This is a genomic window from Bacillus sp. FSL K6-2841 (assembly GCF_037976435.1).
Taxonomy (GTDB): Bacteria; Bacillota; Bacilli; order Bacillales; family Bacillaceae; genus Bacillus; species Bacillus pumilus.
This window is the reverse complement of record NZ_CP150266.1, coordinates 1,262,552-1,281,634: the sequence shown is the minus strand read 5'-3', so window position 1 is coordinate 1,281,634 and position 19,083 is coordinate 1,262,552. Positions and strand designations below refer to the sequence as shown.

The window sequence follows — 19,083 nt, the reverse complement described above, 5'->3', positions numbered from 1 at the left end:
GCTTGTCTACTTGCTGGCTTTTTATCTGCCTATTTTATTTCTGATCGTATAAATGACAGGCGACATCATGCCCTTCTTCTACTGCTTGTAATGTTGGCTTTTTTTCAGCACACACATCCATCGCTGCAGGACATCTTGTTCGAAATACACAGCCGCTTGGCGGGTTCACTGGACTTGGAATTTCTCCTTTTAAAATGAACCTTTTGCGCTTGTCCTCCACGTCAGGATCTGGAATGGGGATCGCAGACAGCAATGCTTGTGTATAGGGGTGAAGCGGTGTTTGATATAACGCATCACTGCTGGTCAATTCGACGAGATGACCTAAATACATGACACCGATTCGGTCGCTAATATATTTGACCATCGACAGGTCATGTGCAATAAAGAGAAATGTCAGCCCTTCCTCCTTTTGCAGTTTCTTCAACAGATTCACGACCTGCGCTTGAACAGAGACATCCAGTGCAGAAATTGGCTCATCTGCCACAATAAATTTCGGTGCTAAGGCGAGTGCTCTTGCAATACCGATTCTCTGCCTCTGCCCTCCGCTGAATTCATGAGGATAGCGAGTGGCAAAGTCATAGCTAAGTCCAACAGCTTCCAGTAGTTCTTTCACCCTGGCAACCCTTCTCTTTTGACTCCCATAAAGGTTATGAATCTCCATTGGCTCCAGCATAATATCTTTAACAGACAGCCGCGGATTTAAGGAGGAATACGGGTCTTGAAACACCATTTGAATTTGCCGATTAAAATCAAAGGATTCCTTTTGTGAAAGGTGATGAAGGCTTTTCCCTTCATATAAGGCTTCCCCATCTGTCGGTTCATAAAGACGCATAAGCACTTTTCCAAGTGTGGATTTCCCGCAGCCAGACTCGCCAACAAGACCAAACGTTTCACCTTGTTTCAGCTGAAAGGAGACACCGTCTAGCGCTTTTAACGTTTTTCCTTTCGATAGATGAAAATGTTTTTTGAGATTGTTTACTTGTAAAAGTGGTTCAACTGCCATGACCTTTGCTCCTCTCGCTTGGCAAATACCGTCTTGCACCTGCCCATTCTTTTTCATATGAAGTGCCAGCAAGGGAAAGAAGTTCAATTTCTCTGCCGGTTTTAGGCGAGTGAAGCATCATACCGTCACCTGCATAGATCCCTACATGGCGGACAGCTCCCTTTCCATTGTCATTGGCGAAAAACAATAAGTCGCCTTGTTCTAAATGGCTTGATGCGACCAGTGTTCCTTGCACTGCTTGGTCACTTGCGTCCCTCGGCAAAAGATATCCGCTCGCTTTATACATGCTGTAAGCAAACCCCGAACAGTCATAGCCAAAGCTGCTCATGCCGCCCCATAAATACGAAAGACCAATAAATTGTTTTCCCTTGTCTACAACATCTTTTCCGGTCATAGAGGAAGTGGAGGAAACTGGCTGCACATCTTCTTTATTGATTTCTCTCGTCCCTGCTGGTGTGACAACACGAAAGCAATCACTCGTTTCTTCTAAAGCTGCGAGCTCTGTTAAAAAACTAATTTCCATGTCCGCTTGCCCGTTTTGATAGAGCGTGGCTTTTTTCTGACAAACGATATGAGATATAGCTGGCGCACTTCCTTCTGTCACTTGCTTTAGTTGGTTCGCAGGTATATAGCCAGGATAGCCTTGTGGATGTTTCCGGCTGGCCTGCTGCGGAATAACGACTTTCATCCAGCCGTCTGTCTCTTCTAATCCAATGACTCGTTCACCGAGCAGTACTTGCGACTGGATCAGATTTTCTTCACATAAAGCCAGTTTTTCTTCATATGTTTGCTTGTCAATCCACTCTTTGATTTTGAAGGAGCTCTGAAGTACCTTTTGATCGATTTCTCTCGGTGACTGCGGCGCTGTCCATACATTCGCAACTGGAACCTTTGATTCAAATATCATCATGAGACTCCTTTCACCCCTTGAATGCCTAATCCATGATGCGGCGGGAAAAAGATATCTTTTCCTTTGTACACGATTCCTCCGTCTACCATGTCCTCTTTTAGCATCAGCGGGGCATCAAAATCATAGCGGTTGATATTCGGCTGGCTTGCGGCGAGATGAGCGGCTGCTGTAATGCCGAGTTTTGACTCAATCATACTGCCAACCATGCACTTTACGCCGTATGCTTCTGCTAAAGCGTTGATTTTTAAGGCTTCTTTTATGCCGCCTGATTTCATTAATTTTAAATTGATCAAATCACAGCTTCTCGTTTCAAGCACCTTGATCGCATCATGAAAACTGAAAATGCTTTCATCTGCCATAATGAGTGTATCTGTTGCCTCCGTCACACGGCGCAGACCTTCGATATCTTCTTTTGGCACTGGCTGCTCGACTAGTTCGATATTCAGCGCCTCCATTTTTCGAATGGCTACGACCGCTTCCTTCCACGTCCAGCCCTGATTCGCATCGAGCCTGATCTGAATATCCGGTCCGACCTTTTCTCGAATTCGCTTGATACGCTGAATATCCGTGTCTATATCATCTTTTCCTACCTTGATCTTTAATGTCTGAAAGCCTTCTGCTGCGTATTGCTTCGCATCTTCCGCCATCTCAAGCGGCCGGTTCACACTGACCGTATAATCTGTTTCAAGCTGACTGCGATATCCGCCAAGGTATTGATAAAGCGGAAGTCCTGCCTGCTTCGCTAAGCCATCATAAATGGCCATGTCAACCGCTGCCTTTGCGCTTGTGTTGCAAGCGAGCACACGGTTCAAACGAGAAAAAATTTGTTCATACTCGGACAAGGAAGCCCCAAGCAATATCGGTCTGATCACTTCACAGATGGCATAGTCGATGCTTTCCAGCGTTTCACCTGTAATCACCGCTGTCGGGACTGCCTCTCCGTAGCTGACGTCACCTTGATCATATGTGATGATAACAATCAGAGATGCTGCGTCATACACCGTTCGCAAAGCGGTTTTGAACGGTTTTTTTAGCGGTACGCTCATTCTGCATGTACGAACATCGACGATTTTCATTTGATCGCCTCTTTCGCTGCAACGCCGGGAGAAATGTGCAGTTTTTTCCCTGTCGCATCTAATGCAGCCCGCGTGCCCATTGGAATGGCAAAGTTCGGAGAAGAATGGCCAATCCGAAAGCCCCCAAGTGCAGGCTTTTTTTGCGGCACAATATAGGTGTCCCATACTTGATTCAATGTGAGGGACTGATCTTTCTTTTTTGGTTCACATTGATGAAAATCTCCAATGATGAATCCAGCCGCATCATCCAATTTTCCCGCAGATATGAGGTGCTGCATCATTCGATCAATTTTATAGGGCTCTTCATCAATATCTTCAATGAACAAAAGCTTTCCCTTCGTATCGATTTCAAAAGGTGTACCAAGTGTTGTCACGATGAGGGCAAGATTTCCTCCAACAATCTCACCTGAAGCGGTGCCCGGATAGAAAGTATGAAGGGGTGACAAGTGGTGCGCATACGTAAAGGTTTTCGGTGCGAACAGCTGTAAAAAGGTATCTTTCGTATAAGGATGGACCTCCTCAAGTCCCACATCAGAGGAGAGCATTGGACCATGAAACGTCACAAGACCCGTCTGCTGCTGGATGGCCGTATGTAAAAACGTAATATCACTATAGCCCCAAAAGATTTTTGGATTCCGGCGAATCAGGTCATAGTCAATGGCTTCCGCAAGTCTGCCAGTCCCATATCCTCCGCAAGCACAAATAACCGCTTTCACTTCTGGATCTTGAAACATGCGGTGGAAATCCTCCACTCTTTCATGATCATGACCTGCTAAATACCCGTACCGGCGGCCCAAATACTTCCCTTTTTTCACCTTTAGCCCGAGGCTTTCTAAAAAGGCAATTCCTTTTGCTAATTTCAGCTCATCAGGCGGGCTTGCTGGTGCAATAATCCCCACCGTATCCCCTGTTTGAAGTGCCACTGGCAGCTGGCTCATGCCATATCCCCTCTTTCTCTTCGTTTCTTTCAATCTATGGGTTTCTGCTTCATAACATGAACGAATAAAGGAACAGACGCTTTTATTACAAAGCGTCTTTTGATCCTAATATCACTCTCCATCTACTTGTGCCCATTTCAAATCGATATACCCAACAGGGTGACGGACAATCCCTTTCACGCCTTCTTTTTGTAAATGGACTTGATTATAAAAATGAATCGGGATGATCGGTGCTTCTTCAATGAGAAGTGCCTCTGCATCATGAAGAATGTTGTTTCTCTTTTGCTCATCTGCTTCTTGGCTTGCCTTTTTGATCAACTGATCATAGGTATCGTTGGACCATCCTGTCCGGTTCATCGCATTCCCTGTTTGAAAGCTCTCTAGGAAATTGATCGGATCTGCATAGTCTGCTAAAAATGAACTTTGTGAGAATTGGAATTTCAGCGCCTTTTGATCTTCTGCAAATACATTGGCTTCCATGTTTGCAAGCTTCACATCTACACCTAGCGCTTCTTTCAGCTGCTGTTGGATGGCTTCAGCTTTTTTCTTGTTCTCAGGCTTTGTACTATATGTCAATGTGACGGCTGGCAGTTTTGAATAGTTCTCTTCTTTCAGCCCTTTTTCTAATAGCTTCGCAGCTTCACTCTTATCATTCTTCACAAGATCACCGCCAGCTTCTCTGAAATCCTCGCCCTTTGAATCTAGAATGCCTGGCGAGACGAAAGCACGTGCTGGCTTCTCTTCATTTTTTGTCACATAATCCACGATATCTTGCGGGTTGATCGCCATTTGAAAAGCTTTGCGAATGTTCTTATTTTGAAAAGGTTCCATGTTTACATTCAGACGATAAAAGAACAATCCAGCCTGGTCTTCAATTTGTACATCTTTATTTTTCAGCAGATTTTCACTTTGCTCTGCTGGGACAAAGGCAGTATCTAAATCTCCTGATTGATACATTTGATAGTCTGTGTTTCGATCACTGATCATCAGCCACTTCACTTGATCCAGCTTAACTGATTTTTCATCCCAATACGTCTCACTTTTTTCCATTGTGAAGCTCTCATCATGCTTCCACTCTGTCAGCTTGAACGGTCCATTTCCGACAAAGGTTTTGGCGTCTTTTGCCCAGTTTGGGTCCTTCTTTGCGACCAGTTCATTGACAGGAAAAAAGGCAGGGTTTGCGGTCATATTTAAGAACGATTTCTGCGGATATGCTAGTGTGACCTTAAGCGTTTTGTCATTTACAGCACTGACTTTCACGTCTTCTTTCTTTCCTTTGCCGCTGTTAAATGCCTCTCCGCCTTCAATCATGTATGCTAGGAACGATGCAGAAGAGCCTGTTTTCGGATCAAGAAGCCGCTTCCACGCATATTCAAAGTCACTCGCTTTCACTGGATCACCATTTGACCACTTGATGCCATCTTTTAAATGGAACGTATACGTTTTTCCATCCTTTGAAATCTCCCATTTTTCCGCCATTGCAGGAGATGGTTCGTGCTTTTCATTCAGTCTTGTTAATCCCTCCATTAAGTTATTGAGTCCTTGCCACGATACATTATTAAAACCAATCGGCGGATCAAACGACGTCGGTTCGTTTTCGTTATTTAAGGTTAATACTTTCTTTTCACCCTCTTTGCTTGATGATCCTTTCCCTGCTTGCTCATTGGCTGTACACCCTGCGAGCAGCATGATCGCTAACAAACATATACTGATGATCCATCCCTTTTTTCTCATCAAAAACTCCCCCTTTGTGTTGAAGATAAAACGGTTTGATTCGCACGCTCATCTTGGAGCCAGCAATGCACTGTATGGGTAGGTGACCGCTGCGTTTCATGCGGCATGATATGATCACATACCTTCATGGCGGCAGGGCAGCGATCTGTATACGGACAGCCCTTTGGCGGAGCAAATAAATCAGGCGGGCTTCCTTCAATTGGAATGAGTTCATCTTTCATATCAAGTCTTGGAACGGATTGCAGAAGTCCTTTTGTATAAGGGTGCTGCGGACTGTAAAAAATATCTCGCCTCGTTCCGACCTCCACCATTTTCCCTCCGTACATGACCGCCACTCGGTCTGCGACTTGGGCTACGACCCCTAAATCATGTGTGATTAAAATAATGGTGACCCCTGTTTTTCTCTGAATCTCTTTAAACAGCTCTAATATTTGTGCCTGTATGGTCACATCCAGTGCGGTCGTCGGTTCATCAGCAATCAGCACTTTCGGCTCGCAAATCAGTGCCATGGCAATCATGAGCCGCTGCCTCATTCCCCCGCTGAACTGATGAGGGTATTGCTTTAGCCTTTCCTTCGGCTGCGGAATGCCGACCAAATCAAGCATCCGAATGGCGGCTTCTTTCACTTCCTTTTTCGTCAGCTTTTGATGCTCCTTTGCCGCCTCCATGAGCTGATCGCCGATTGTCAAGGTTGGGTTCAGTGCGGTCATGGGATCTTGGAAGATCATCGAAATATCGACACCTCGTATGGCACGCATTTCTTTTTCAGATAAAGACAGTAAATTGCGGTCTTCAAACCAGATTTCTCCCTGATCAACAAGAGCGCTGTATGCTGGCAGCAGCCTCATGATGCTTTGTGAAGTCACACTTTTCCCGCAGCCTGATTCTCCTACAATGGCAAGGGTTTCTTTTTCATATACATCCACATTCACTCCGCGTACCGCTCGAACTGAGCCGCCATATGTCCGAAAGCTGACGTGCAGATCGATGATTTGTAGAACTTTTTTCAAAGCGCCATCACCTCTTCATCTTCGGATCAAGCGCATCCTGCAAGCCATCACCTAAATTGTTAAAGCAAAACATCGTGAGTGAAATAAAAAACGCAGGGAAAAATAAACGCCACCAATGCCCGTTATCTGACAGCACTGTCGGCAGCGCATCATTTGCCATCACGCCCCAGCTTGCAAACGGTGCTTGAATGCCTAAACCAAGAAAGCTTAGAAACGCTTCTGCAAATATCGCGGTCGGTACAGTTAAGGTCATCTGAACGATAATCGGCCCCATCGTATTCGGCAGCAGGTTGCGGCGAATGATCCGCAGACTCTTTGCACCAAAGGTTTTTGAGGCAAGGACATATTCCTGGCTTTTCAGCTGAAGAACTTGACCTCTCACGATTCTTGCCATTCCAATCCATCCGGTGACAGTGAGCGCTACAATAATGGTGACAAGCCCTGGCCCCATCAGAACCATCAATAAAATGACAACAAGTAAATAAGGAAGACCGTAGAGCACCTCGACGATTCGCATCATGACATGGTCATATCTCCCGCCCTTATAACCGGCAATCCCTCCATAGATCACGCCGATAGCAAAATCAATCAGGGCTGCCATGACGCCTACAAATAACGAAATACGTGCCCCGTACCATGTACGCGTGAACACATCTCGTCCAAGCTCATCCGTTCCGAACCAGTGAGCAGCCGATGGCGGCAGATTTTGCATCGAAAGACGCTGCTCTGTCACGCTATTAGGTGCAAGCAATGGGCCTAATAGTGCCATGATAAAAAGAAAAATCAATACCGATAGACTAAACATCGCAAGCTTATTTTGCTTCAGTCGTCTCCATGTGTCTGCCCAATACGAAAGAGAGGGTCTTTTAATGGCATGGGCCTCCGTTTTCTTTTGCTCTCTCGGAGAAAACCATTCGTCCGGCACTTCATGATGCGGATTCGGTTGATCCTGCTGGAGGTGTATACTCATGCCTTTCCTCCTTTCTGATGCAGCTGAATCCTCGGATCAAGCAGGCGATACGCCACATCAACAATGAAAAGAAGTGTGATTAAAATAATGCTGTAAAAAACAGTGGTTCCCATGATGACAGGATAATCACGGTTGTTAATACTCTCGACAAAGTATTTTCCCATGCCAGGAATCGCAAAGATTTTTTCAATGACAAAACTTCCTGTTAAAATACTTGCGACAAGTGTGCCAAGAATGGTCACAACAGGCAAAAGCGCATTTCGAAGCGCATGTTTGAACACAATTTTAAAGGGAGAAAGCCCTTTTGCTTTAGCAGTGCGAATATAGTCCTGAGACAGCACTTCAATCATGCTCGATCTTGTTAACCGGGCAATAATGGCCATCGGACTAACGGCAAGAGCAATGGTTGGCAGCACCATATGCATCGGACTTGTCCACATCGCTGTAGGAAAGAGCTTCAAATTCACAGCAAGCTGCTGAATTAATAAAGTAGCAAAGATAAAGTTTGGAATGGATATACCGAAAACAGCAATGGTCATGGCGATATAATCAATCAAGCCATTGTGCCGGAGGGCAGCCATGACCCCAAGCAGGATGCCGGAGATGACAGCAATCAATATTGAGATAAGACCAAGTTCTAATGAGACTGGGAAGCCTCTCGCCAATAGATCATTGACACTTTCAGAAGGCTTTTTAATGGAAGGACCAAAATCAAAGGTAACGATGGATTTTAAATAGATGACATATTGAACATACAGTGGTTCGTCTAAGTGATAGTAGCTTTCGAGGTTTCGCTGGACCGTTTCGTTTGTATTTCGTTCTTCATTGAAAGGCGATCCTGGGATGACCTTCATTAAAATAAACGTTAACGTTGTAATTGTTAAGATCGTGGCAATCATCGCAATAAAACGCTTGAGCAAAAAGCTGGTCATCTGCCGTCTCCCCCTCGTTTAACAAAATGTTGTACGTGCGGCAAGCTCTGTCATGACAAGCATCGCTTGGTAGGCTTCTAATATATTCTCTGCTTGATACGTCACCGTTGTTGTTCCTTCTATGATGGCAGTACCTGGCATTAAATTCGCCCATTCAGCTTGTCCATAATTGGCAAATTCAATCTTCAGCAGCGGCTGATCAGGAGGCGTCAGCGGCTTGATGTAATGAATCTGTTTCATTGCGGCTTCCACTTGCTGCGAGATTTGTTGGTTGACTTTGGCAGGAGTGAGACATTTCACAGCAGATCTTGATATGGTCTCTTTTACTGCCACTGTTTTCACACCAGGCATCAGCTTTTCTGCTTCAAGTGCTGCTTGATCATCTCCGCAAACAAGAATCACCGGCACACCGTAGTAGCCTGCAACATACGCATTAAAGCCCATTTCACCAATTGGATGATCATTTATGTAAAAATGTCTGACACCAAAAATCATACTGTGGGACATCACACCTTTCATAGACGCCCTCGCATGATAGCCTAAAAAAACAGCAGCGTCATAGGATTGATCTAGCCCTTGAACCATTGAATAAGGCTTGACGTCACCAGATATAAGAGATGCCTCTTCATGCAATTCTTCAATCAACAAATTATTCATTTTGGAATGACTGTCATTGACCAAAATGTCGGTTGCGCCATGCTGAAGAAGAGCCTCCACACAGGCATTCACTTCACCTGTCATGATCTTTCTGCCCCGTTCATAATTGTGCTGACGGGCATCGACAAATGTATGATCAGCTAGACCAGTAATCCCCTCCATATCGACAGATACATAGAGCTTCATCCCCATCCCCCTTTAATTAAACTTAAAATTTGTGTATATTTTTCTAAATTTTCTAAAAAATTATATGATTACTTGATTGATTTTTCAATACAATTTCTGAAAATAAGGAAATTAGACTCAGATAATACAGGTCAAAAGACTTTGTGACAAAGGATTTTTTTAACAAATAAAACACCACTAACTATGTCTTTAGTGGTGTTTGTCCGCTTCGTTAATCTGTGATTTTAGCTGTTCATATTTCTTCATGGTTTGTGTAAATAGATCATCAAACATCTGAGGTGCCTGCTTTTGAATAACATCGGCGCCTTCTCCTGTAATGCCCCCTTTTGTCGCCACCCTATCGACGGTTTCAGCAAAGGTGAGGCCTCGTTCTACAAGGACTTGACCTGTGCCTAAAAGGGCATACGTTAAAAATTCATACGCTTCCTCTAATGAAAGTTCACTATTTCTCACAGCGGCTCTCGCCATTTCTTCAAAAAGAGCAGCGATAAAACCAGGAGATGAGCTCGTCAAGTTACTCGCCGCATCAAACTGGTCTTCCCCTATTTCACGTACGATACTAAAAGCTGAAAGGAGGCGATGCAAACGCACCTTTTCTTCCTCTCCAGCAGTTTCACCATGCGCAACGAGGGATACGCCCGTTCCAACTGCTGACGTGAGCGTTGGGATGTATCTGGAAATTGGGTGAGTCGTATGCTTTGATAACTTGTCTAACGTCACAGCCGCGGCTACTGACACAATATGAACCGATTTGGCTGCTGAAGGCAGTTGATCGAGTACATCAAGTACAGCAAGCGGCGGCACGCAGATAAAAAGTACATCACATGACGCAGAAAGTTCGTCTAATGAGCAGATGTTTATTTCTTGATGCTTGTCTTTGAGTTGAAGCAGGCGGTCCGTTTCACTTCTTGTATGGATCATGATTTGATGGGCATTGAGCACTTCTTTTTCCAGCCATTTTTGCACCATCATATCAGCCATGCTTCCATATCCAATGATTCCAATTTTCTCCACAGTTTAATCTCCTCTATTTGGCTTAGATTCACTACTTATTTTAACAATTTCCCACAATGTTTTCATTTTTATCCCACACTTTTTTCTTACGATAAAGCCAATCGCCACACATTAAGGTCATCCCACCTCGAACCATACATGAAAAATTGAAGAAAGAGAGTGATTCGAATGACACATCACAAACATGAAAACCAACCTTCTCATGAGATTCAAACAATGAAGCAGCCACAAAAACAAAAGAAGAAGCCAAACAGCTGGTTTAAGCCATTTGTTAGCGGCATTGTAGGCGGCATACTAGCGTTAGGTGTGTATGTCCTTACGCCATATGCCCAGCACGCATCAAACAACACAGCAAGCGATTCTGCTGCAAAAACAGAAGCTGTATCAACAAATGATACAAGTGCCAGTTCGTCAAAAACAACTGCTGTCCAAACATCACATTCATCAAGCAGTATCTCAAGCATGGTCGAAGATGTATCGCCAGCCATTGTCGGCATTACAAACTATCAAGCGCAAAGTCAAACAGACATGGGCTTTGGCGATTTCAATACGCCTTTTGATGAATCACAGCAAAATAAAAGCAGTCAAGAGGAAAAAACCGGTACAGGCTCAGGGGTGATTTTCAAAAAATCCGGCAGCAAAGCCTATATCTTAACAAACAACCACGTCATTGAAGGGGCAAATAAACTCACAGTATCCTTGCACGATGGCAAAACCACCAAAGGTAAATTGGTTGGAGCTGACCCGCTGACTGACCTAGCAGTTGTAGAAATTAGCAGCAGTCATGTAACGAAGGTCGCGGCATTAGGCGATTCCTCCTCGCTGCGTGCTGGGGAAACTGTCATCGCGATCGGAAACCCGCTTGGTGAAGATCTATCAAGAACCGTGACCCAAGGAATTGTCAGCGGTGTCGACCGAACAGTCTCAATGAACACATCAGCAGGCGAAAGCAGCATTAATGTGATTCAAACAGATGCAGCTATTAACCCAGGAAACAGCGGCGGACCACTTCTTACGACAGATGGAAAGGTTGTGGGGATCACGAGTATGAAAATTTCTGAAACAGGTGTTGAAGGTATTGGATTCGCGCTTCCAATCAATGATGTCAAACCAATCGCCGATCAGCTTCTCGCAAAAGGAAAGATTGAGCGTCCATATATCGGCATCAGCATGCTGGATCTCGAACAAGTCCCAGACATATATCAGAAAGAAACACTCGGTCTCAAAAACAGTCAGCTTGATCAGGGCGTATACATCAAAGAAATCGCCGCAGGCTCACCTGCCGCCAAAGCCGGCTTAAAGTCTGAGGATGTCATTACCGCCATCAATGGGAAACAAATCAAAACCGGAAGTGAATTACGTCATGAACTATACACGAATACGAAAGTTGGAGACACCGTAAACATCACACTCATTCGAAACGGAAAGGAAGAAACGAAGAAGGTGACATTAACACAAACTGAATCTAAGCAGGAAAGTTCCTAATGCAAAAGAAAAAGGGCTAAAATCAAGATGATTTTACCCTTTTTTCTTTTCAGTTTGATAGAAAATATTTGCAGAAATGACAAAAAATGAAAGAATTTATCTATACATGAATGAACTGCTCTTATGATGACTGAATTGGCGTTAATCTCTGCTCAATTTCTGCTCGTTTGTGCTCTAGAAATGGAGGAAGGGCTAATTGATCGCCAAGCTCATCTACTCCTTCGTCCACTGTAAACCCAGGACCATCTGTTGAGATTTCAAATAAGATACCATTCGGTTCTCTAAAGTAAAGGGCTTTAAAGTAGAAACGTTCCACAACACCAGAGTTCGTGAAGCCTGCTTTTGATATTTTGTCATACCATTTTTCCAGTTCCTCAGCATCTTCCACGCGAAAGGCTACGTGATGCACACTTCCTCTGCCTGAACGCTCAGAAGGTCCTTCCGTTTTTTCGATCACATGAATTTCTGTTCCAGCACCGCCATTTCCTGACTCAAAAATGGTCACGATCTCACCATCATTTGATTGTTCACGCGCTCTTTCGGTAAAGCCAAGGATGTCTGTTAAAACACGGATCGTTTTGTCCGCTTCTGCAACGGTTAATTCCACTGGCCCCAAACCTCTAATGGCAAACTCTGCCGGAATATCATCATGCACTGGCGGTGAGCCTGCTTCTTGTGCGTTCGGTTCTACTGTTAAAAATAGCTGCTGCCCTTCTGGATCTTGGAAGCGCAAGGCAGGTCTACCCCCTCTTAAGGAAGCCGTTTCTTGCTGCACGCCTTTTTTTTCAAAACGCTTTTCCCAAAATGAAAGTGCTTCTTCAGAAGAAACGAGAAGGCCTGTGCTTGTGATGGCATTTGTTCCTTTCAAACGACGGGCGAGCATTGGAATTTCAAAGAAGGTGAGCTCCGTTCCCGGTGAAGCGACCTCATCTCCATAAAATAAGTGATACATAGATGGGTCATCCTGATTGACTGTTTTCTTTACAAGTTTTAAGCCAAGAATCTGGCGGTAGAAATCAACATTCTTTTGAGCATTGGCTGTTAATGCAGATACGTGGTGAATCCCATTGATTTTCATTATATTCACTCCTATTTCAAAATATCTCGAATTCAAGATAATATCCTTATGAATAAAATAGGTCATTTTTCAAGAAAAGTCAACCATTTGGCTAGATGTTCGGTTTCTAACGATAAAATTAACATTAAATCAAAAATAATCTTTTATCGTTCGTTTTTAACGAAACATTTACCCTGATTTCTCCAATAAACGAACACTTTTAAATACAAATACGAAAATCAGAAAATTTTTTTAATTCTTGTTTTCCTAAAATCGTATTACAATGAACAAAATACATGTCACAGTAACGTACGAAAGTGATGCAGGAGGTCGTGTGTAATGAACAAAGAACAACCAGCGTTAAAACAGGACATCGGCTTATTTTTCGCCCTATCTCTTGTCATCGGGACGATTATCGGGTCCGGCGTCTTTATGAAGCCAGGCAACGTCCTTTCCTATTCAGGAAGCTCAGATATCGCATTATTCGCTTGGCTGCTAGGTGGCATTTTAACCCTTGCAGGCGGACTCACTGTTGCTGAAATTGGCACACAAATCCCTCGGACTGGCGGATTGTATGCCTACCTTGAAGAAGTGTATGGTGAGTTTTGGGGCTATTTATGCGGCTGGGTACAGATTATCATTTACGGGCCTGCCATCATCGGTGCGCTCGGTCTTTATTTTGGTTCATTGTTAGCCAATTTATTTTCTCTTTCTTCTTTATGGTCGACAACAATCGGCATTATCACTGTTTTATTTTTATGTTTAATTAACATTATGGGCACAAAATATGGCGGTTTTGTACAAGGACTGACCACCATCGGAAAGCTTGTCCCGATTGCCGCTATTATTGTGTTTGGCTTATGGAAAGGAAACGAAAATATTTTGATGGCAGTCAACGATAGTATCGCTCAAATGAACTTTGGTGCAGCGATTTTGGCTACGTTGTTTGCTTATGATGGCTGGATATTGCTTGCAGCACTTGGCGGTGAAATGAAAAACCCAGAGAAGCTGCTGCCTCGTGCAATGGCAGGCGGGATTTTAATCGTCACGGCTTGTTATCTCTTTATTAATGTTGCTCTTTTACACGTGTTACCAGCAGATCAAATCGTACAGCTTGGAGAAAATGCGACAAGTACTGCTGCGACAATGCTCTTTGGCCCAATCGGCGGTAAGGTCATTAGTATCGGCATCATCATTAGTATCTTTGGCTGTTTGAACGGAAAGGTTCTTTCATTCCCACGTGTGATTTTCGCGATGGCAGAGCGAAAGCAAATTCCTTTCGCAAACGCGATTTCGCGTATTCACCCTACATTTAAAACACCGTGGATTGCGGTATTTGTACAAATTTTGATCGCCATTGTATTTATGATCGTCAGCAATCCAGAAAAACTGTCAGAGGTTTCGATTTTCATGATCTACATCTTTTATGTCATGGCCTTTTTCGCAGTCTTTAAATTGAGAAAACAAAACAAAGGAATGGAGCGTGCTTATAGCGTACCACTTTACCCGCTCACTCCAATCGTTGCAATTATCGGTTCTTTATTCGTCTTAATCAGCACCATGATCACCGACTGGAAAAGCTGTCTCATCTCCATGCTGATCGGAATTGCTGGACTGCCTATTTATTATTATATGAAAAAAGCACACAAAAAAGCAGAGCGCTAATCAGCTCTGCTTTTTTTCTTTCTTCACAGCGTGATAGAAAACCTTTGCTTTCTAGAAAGAACGAGCATCTGAGCGCAGACCTGTCAAAGAATGCGAGGTTTTGTCTAAACGCGCTAGTGCTCTGCTATTTTTTATATTGCTTAATCACTTTGTATGATTCGTTTAAATATCTCATGAGCCGGTATGGCTTACTAAGCACGCGGATTGGGAGTCTTGAGATAAATCCATTCAAATTCGCCTTATATTCTTGCGTCATCCGTTTTGGCTTTGTCGCAATTTTTTCGTATACTTCTTTGTAAAATTCCTTCATGATGTCGACTTGCACACTGATCTTCTGATGACACTCTGTACACTCAACGCTTTTCATCTGATCATTCACATAAACGATGCTGTGGAGGGTCTCTTCTTGGCACCGAGTACAATGTAGGTTCGCTTCCATTTCGGTTTTCTTCAAGATACACAGCTCCTTTCTCGTTTGATGTTGCTCTTTTTATACAATTCGATGGCTATGAGCCGTTTATTGGACGGAAGCTTCCTTTAAAATGGCTGCCGCCGTTAGTTCGTCTGTCACCAGCACTTGAATAAATCCGCCATTTAAAGCCCCTAAAATACTTTCAGCTTTATGGGTTCCTTCTACAACAGCGATGACCGTTTTGACGCTCTTTAACTGCTCCAGTGATAAACCAATGACCTTTTGATTCAGTTCATCTTGGACAGGTTTGCCTTGACCGTCAAAGAAACGAAAGCCAATATCACCTACAGCCCCTGATTGCCTTAAACCAGATAAATCCTCTTCTTTTAAGTAACCAACTGTTTTTAACGTTGAACCTTTATGCGGGTTGCCAATACCGATGAGGGCAATGTCGACATTTTTACCTTCTTCAAGCACAGCTTCTATATCCTGCATTGCCATAAGCCGCTCTTTTAATTCTTCTGTTTCTAAAATCGCCGGGGCATATAAATAGGAACACGTGCCATTCATTTTCTTTGCCAGCTCATATGCCAGCTGATTGGCATGAATGTCGACTGCCTGCCTGCCCATTCCACCCTCTAATGGAATGACCTTCACATCGTTTCTTCGCTCGAACGGGTATTCCTTTACAAGCTCAGCTAGCGTAGTTCCCCATGAAATGCCGATTTTCTCCGCATCTTTCATGTTTTTAGATAAATAATAGGCGCCAGCTTGACCGACGGCACGTTTCACCATCTCAGACATTGTCCCGACACTTGGGACAACGACAGCATCTGTTAATTGAAAAGTTGTTTCTAGCTGCTTTTCCAGTTCCACCGTGTGAATACTTTCGTCTTTAATGTACACCTCAACGATTCCCACATCTTTTGCTTTTTGTAAGAGCTTTGAAATGACTGGTCTCGAGACATTGAGCTTTTTTGCGATTTCCTGCTGCGTCCACCCGTCTGTATAATAAAGATGAGCAACTTTGACGAGCTGTCGTCTTTCTTCCCAATTCAGCATGTGACATCATCCTTTTAATATACTATGATTCCCAGTATACCAAACATTCGTTTCTAATTGGAACAATTGTTACGAAAATGACAAAAAGAGCGATTACCTCTCCGCTCTTTTTCCCTCCGTATATTTTGGCTGATACGTTCTCCCGCCGTCTAACAGGATAATTTGTCCGTGCAGATAGCTTCCCTCGTCACTTGTAAGAAATAAAGTGAGTCCTGCAATATCGTCTGGTCTTCCTAATCTCCCGACAGGAATGAGCGATTGCAGCTGCCTTTTCTCCACCTCAGTAGGATAGAGCGTATCAAGCATTTGAGATTCAATTACGCGGGGGGCAATCACATTGATACGCACATGGTGCGCCCCTAATTCCTTTACGAGCGAACGCATCAGACCAAAAGCACCTGCTTTTGAGGCGTAATACTGAATTCCGCCGCCTGAGCCAGTTATAGCAGATCCTGATCCAATCATGACAATGCTTCCTTCTTGCCGCTCACATATATAAGGTGCTGACGCTTTGATGCAATAATAAAGACCATACAAGTTCACAGCCAGTGTCTTTTTCCAAAGTGAAAAATCGACTTCTAAAAAAGGAAGTGATTTTGTCATCCCAGCTGAATACACAAGATGAGCAATGCCGCCTAGCTCCCTTTCAGCTGCTGAGATCATCTGCTGAACACTTTCCCACGATGAAACGTCAGCTTGAAATGTCAGCAGCTCAGAATGCTGTTTTTTTAAAAGTGAAAGTCCTTGTTCATCTATATCAGACACAGCCACTCTGTGTCCTTCTTTTAAAAAACGCTCGGCAATTTCCTTTCCTATCCCTTGGGCACCGCCAACGATGAGAACTGGTTTTTGATCATTAGCCAGCACTCTCACCCCCATCAAGCATAATCGCTGCACCATCTGTAAATGCGCCATATGATGTACTTAAAAAGACCGTCATATGGGCCACAGTCTCCTTGATTTGCTCTGTGTTAGGAATCAAATGGAGAGGCGGCGGTAATAAGGCGAGCACCCGAATGCCTTTGTCTTTAAATTCTCGCGCCAGCCCTTTTGTCATGGCATTCAGCATAGAATTCGATGTCGCATGTGAAATCCCGCCATCACCTGTGATACTGCCTGATGACGATATATTAATAATACAGCCTTTCTTCTGGTCAACCATGTGCCATACGGCAGCTTGACTGGAAAGAAAGACAGTATTCACAGCTGTTTCTACTTCGTCCATCCACTCATTAGGGTGAGTGGCATCAAGCTCCGCTTCCGCTCCTTGTGCTGCTTGATTGACCAAAATATCCAGTTTCCCGCACGTATCGATCACTTGCCTCATCATACGCGTGGCATCACGCGGCGTCTCCAGCGGGTTCATGATGATACTCGCCTGACCGCCCATTTTTTGAATGTCTTCACAAATGGTTCTAGCCTTTGATTCATCATGAAATGTGTGTAAAAAAACATGTGCACCTGCCCGGGCTAAAGCCAGGCAGATGGCTTCTCCAAATCCATCTGTGCTACCTGTCACAAGTGCCGCTTTCTGATGAAGCTGGACGTGCACATGCATCTCCTCCCTATCCCTTGTTTAGCATTTATTTTCTCAGCTTACTCACGATCTCAAGAGCTGCTTCATAAAAACCTTCTGAGATGGTCGGATGAGGATGAATCATTTTCGCCATCTCTTCTGCTGTTCCTTCTAAATACATAAAGGAAGAAGCTTCTGAAATCATCTCTGTGACATGCGGGCCAACCATCGTTGCGCCGATCACTTCACCATATGCTGTATCGTACACCAATTTGATAAAGCCTGTTTGAACACCTGCCGCTAACGCTTTACCACTGACCGCTAAATCAAATCGTTCTGTTTGTACGCTGAGCCCTTTGGCTTTTGCCTCTTTCTCCGTTAGACCTACACTTGCCACCTCTGGTAATGTATAAATACATCTAGGCATAATATCAGCATTCATTTTTTCAGGCACGCCGCAAATATTGCTGACCGCAACAGCAGCCTCTGCCATCGCCGCATGAGCCAGCTGATAGCCGCCGGCGACATCCCCAACTGCGTATACACCATCAGCACTTGTCTGCATCTGATCATTCACCTTGATAAACGGACCATCGAGCTGAAGATCAAGCTGGCTAACAGCTGATACATTCGGTTTTCTTCCAACGCAGACAAGCAGTCTTTCCGCTGTAAAGATGTGCGTCTCCCCTTTATCATCTGTTGCATGAACCGCTTTGACTCCTTCGCTTTCCGTCAACTCTGTCACAGTGGTCTTCTTCGCAATATGGATGCCCTTTTTCTTGAGTTCTCTTTCCAGTAGCTTAGATGCTTCTTCATCCTCTTGCGGGATAATGGACGGTGCCGCTTCAATAATGGTGACTTTTGATTGAAGACTTTGGAAGATACAAGCAAGTTCAAGACCAATGACACCTCCGCCAATAATGACGACAGAAGCAGGAATATCTGGGATGTCAAAGATTGTATCACTTGTATCAAATGAAATATCTTTAAGCCCCGGTATTGGCGGAATGGCCGGTGAAGATCCAGTAGCAATGATTAACTCTTTCGTTTCAATCGATTCTGATCCATCTTGTTTTTCTATTTCAATCCGATGCTTGGTCACCGCTGTGCCTCTGCCGTTATATACATCAATCTTTCCTTGCTTTAATAAAAAGGCGATTCCGCCTCTGAGCTTTTCAATGACGTCATCTTTGCGCTTTCTCATTTTATCGAAGGAAAGGATCATGTCACCTGTTTCGATTCCCCAGCTTTTCGCCTTCTCGATTGATTCAATGACTTCTGCATGTTTCAGCAGGGTCTTTGAAGGGATACAGCCTCGATTTAAACAAGTACCGCCTAGAAAATCCTCCTCAATCAAAGCAACCTTCCGTCCGCGCTCAGCCGCTTGAAGGGCGGCAGTATACCCGCCAGGCCCTCCGCCAATGACTGTCAGATCATACGTTTTCGTCATCCGATT

The 19,083-nt window shown here is 44.1% G+C and carries 18 protein-coding genes; 2 read left to right on the top strand and 16 right to left on the bottom strand.

The window, feature by feature from the left end:
• Nucleotides 1-34: 34 nt before the first annotated feature.
• The 10 genes from MHH68_RS06295 to proG all read right to left on the bottom strand — a co-directional run bounded on the left by MHH68_RS06295 (nucleotide 35) and on the right by proG (nucleotide 10,430).
• Nucleotides 35-1,003, bottom strand: a complete 969-nt coding sequence (locus MHH68_RS06295) for an oligopeptide/dipeptide ABC transporter ATP-binding protein (protein WP_058014202.1) — start codon at nucleotides 1,001-1,003, stop codon at nucleotides 35-37.
• Nucleotides 993-1,910: a C40 family peptidase gene (locus tag MHH68_RS06290; RefSeq protein WP_339165586.1), complete on the bottom strand. Its 918-nt coding sequence runs from the start codon at nucleotides 1,908-1,910 to the stop codon at nucleotides 993-995. Before MHH68_RS06290 ends, MHH68_RS06295 begins: the two co-directional genes overlap by 11 nt.
• The gene (locus MHH68_RS06285) at nucleotides 1,910-2,989 is read right to left on the bottom strand and encodes a dipeptide epimerase (RefSeq protein WP_058014204.1); all 1,080 of its coding nucleotides are present in this window, start codon (nucleotides 2,987-2,989) and stop codon (nucleotides 1,910-1,912) included. Before MHH68_RS06285 ends, MHH68_RS06290 begins: the two co-directional genes overlap by 1 nt.
• On the bottom strand, nucleotides 2,986-3,927 hold the full coding sequence (locus MHH68_RS06280; protein WP_339165583.1) for an LD-carboxypeptidase: 942 nt from the start codon (nucleotides 3,925-3,927) through the stop codon (nucleotides 2,986-2,988). The genes MHH68_RS06285 and MHH68_RS06280 overlap by 4 nt, the downstream gene beginning before the upstream one ends.
• Nucleotides 3,928-4,038: 111 nt before the next feature.
• Complete coding sequence (locus MHH68_RS06275; RefSeq protein ID WP_339165581.1) at nucleotides 4,039-5,661, bottom strand: peptide ABC transporter substrate-binding protein; 1,623 nt, start codon at nucleotides 5,659-5,661, stop codon at nucleotides 4,039-4,041.
• Nucleotides 5,661-6,671: an ABC transporter ATP-binding protein gene (locus tag MHH68_RS06270; RefSeq protein ID WP_339165579.1), complete on the bottom strand. Its 1,011-nt coding sequence runs from the start codon at nucleotides 6,669-6,671 to the stop codon at nucleotides 5,661-5,663. The genes MHH68_RS06275 and MHH68_RS06270 overlap by 1 nt, the downstream gene beginning before the upstream one ends.
• A gap of 7 nt (nucleotides 6,672-6,678) precedes the next feature.
• On the bottom strand, nucleotides 6,679-7,641 hold the full coding sequence (locus MHH68_RS06265; RefSeq protein WP_044138912.1) for an ABC transporter permease: 963 nt from the start codon (nucleotides 7,639-7,641) through the stop codon (nucleotides 6,679-6,681).
• On the bottom strand, nucleotides 7,638-8,573 hold the full coding sequence (locus MHH68_RS06260) for an ABC transporter permease (RefSeq protein ID WP_003211100.1): 936 nt from the start codon (nucleotides 8,571-8,573) through the stop codon (nucleotides 7,638-7,640). The genes MHH68_RS06265 and MHH68_RS06260 overlap by 4 nt, the downstream gene beginning before the upstream one ends.
• A gap of 18 nt (nucleotides 8,574-8,591) precedes the next feature.
• Nucleotides 8,592-9,416: a M55 family metallopeptidase gene (locus MHH68_RS06255; RefSeq protein ID WP_058014209.1), complete on the bottom strand. Its 825-nt coding sequence runs from the start codon at nucleotides 9,414-9,416 to the stop codon at nucleotides 8,592-8,594.
• 189 nt (nucleotides 9,417-9,605) lie between these two features.
• Nucleotides 9,606-10,430, bottom strand: a complete 825-nt coding sequence (proG, locus tag MHH68_RS06250; RefSeq protein ID WP_339165577.1) for a pyrroline-5-carboxylate reductase ProG — start codon at nucleotides 10,428-10,430, stop codon at nucleotides 9,606-9,608.
• Nucleotides 10,431-10,598: 168 nt separating this feature from the next.
• Between proG and MHH68_RS06245 the strand changes: the two genes are divergently transcribed.
• Complete coding sequence (locus tag MHH68_RS06245) at nucleotides 10,599-11,915, top strand: trypsin-like peptidase domain-containing protein (protein WP_339165575.1); 1,317 nt, start codon at nucleotides 10,599-10,601, stop codon at nucleotides 11,913-11,915.
• A gap of 121 nt (nucleotides 11,916-12,036) precedes the next feature.
• On the opposite strand, the gene MHH68_RS06240 is transcribed toward MHH68_RS06245, so the two are convergent.
• Complete coding sequence (locus MHH68_RS06240; protein ID WP_339165573.1) at nucleotides 12,037-12,993, bottom strand: ring-cleaving dioxygenase; 957 nt, start codon at nucleotides 12,991-12,993, stop codon at nucleotides 12,037-12,039.
• Nucleotides 12,994-13,311: 318 nt separating this feature from the next.
• On the opposite strand from MHH68_RS06240, the gene MHH68_RS06235 reads away from it, so the two are divergent.
• Nucleotides 13,312-14,637 (top strand): amino acid permease, encoded by a 1,326-nt coding sequence (locus MHH68_RS06235; protein WP_058014213.1) that lies wholly within the window; start codon nucleotides 13,312-13,314, stop codon nucleotides 14,635-14,637.
• Between the two features lie 124 nt (nucleotides 14,638-14,761).
• Here MHH68_RS06235 and MHH68_RS06230 read toward each other — a convergent pair whose 3' ends face one another.
• The 5 genes from MHH68_RS06230 to lpdA form a co-directional block, all read right to left on the bottom strand.
• Entirely contained in the window at nucleotides 14,762-15,091 is a 330-nt protein-coding gene (locus MHH68_RS06230) for a hypothetical protein (protein ID WP_008358910.1), read from the bottom strand.
• A 63-nt stretch (nucleotides 15,092-15,154) separates the two neighbouring features.
• The gene (locus MHH68_RS06225; RefSeq protein ID WP_058014214.1) at nucleotides 15,155-16,111 is read right to left on the bottom strand and encodes a sugar-binding transcriptional regulator; all 957 of its coding nucleotides are present in this window, start codon (nucleotides 16,109-16,111) and stop codon (nucleotides 15,155-15,157) included.
• 93 nt (nucleotides 16,112-16,204) lie between these two features.
• Nucleotides 16,205-16,990: an SDR family oxidoreductase gene (locus MHH68_RS06220; RefSeq protein ID WP_058014215.1), complete on the bottom strand. Its 786-nt coding sequence runs from the start codon at nucleotides 16,988-16,990 to the stop codon at nucleotides 16,205-16,207.
• Nucleotides 16,968-17,669: an SDR family oxidoreductase gene (locus tag MHH68_RS06215; protein WP_199800893.1), complete on the bottom strand. Its 702-nt coding sequence runs from the start codon at nucleotides 17,667-17,669 to the stop codon at nucleotides 16,968-16,970. The genes MHH68_RS06220 and MHH68_RS06215 overlap by 23 nt, the downstream gene beginning before the upstream one ends.
• Before the next feature lie 25 nt (nucleotides 17,670-17,694).
• Nucleotides 17,695-19,077, bottom strand: a complete 1,383-nt coding sequence (gene lpdA, locus MHH68_RS06210; RefSeq protein WP_339165572.1) for a dihydrolipoyl dehydrogenase — start codon at nucleotides 19,075-19,077, stop codon at nucleotides 17,695-17,697.
• Between the last annotated feature and the right edge of the window lie 6 nt (nucleotides 19,078-19,083).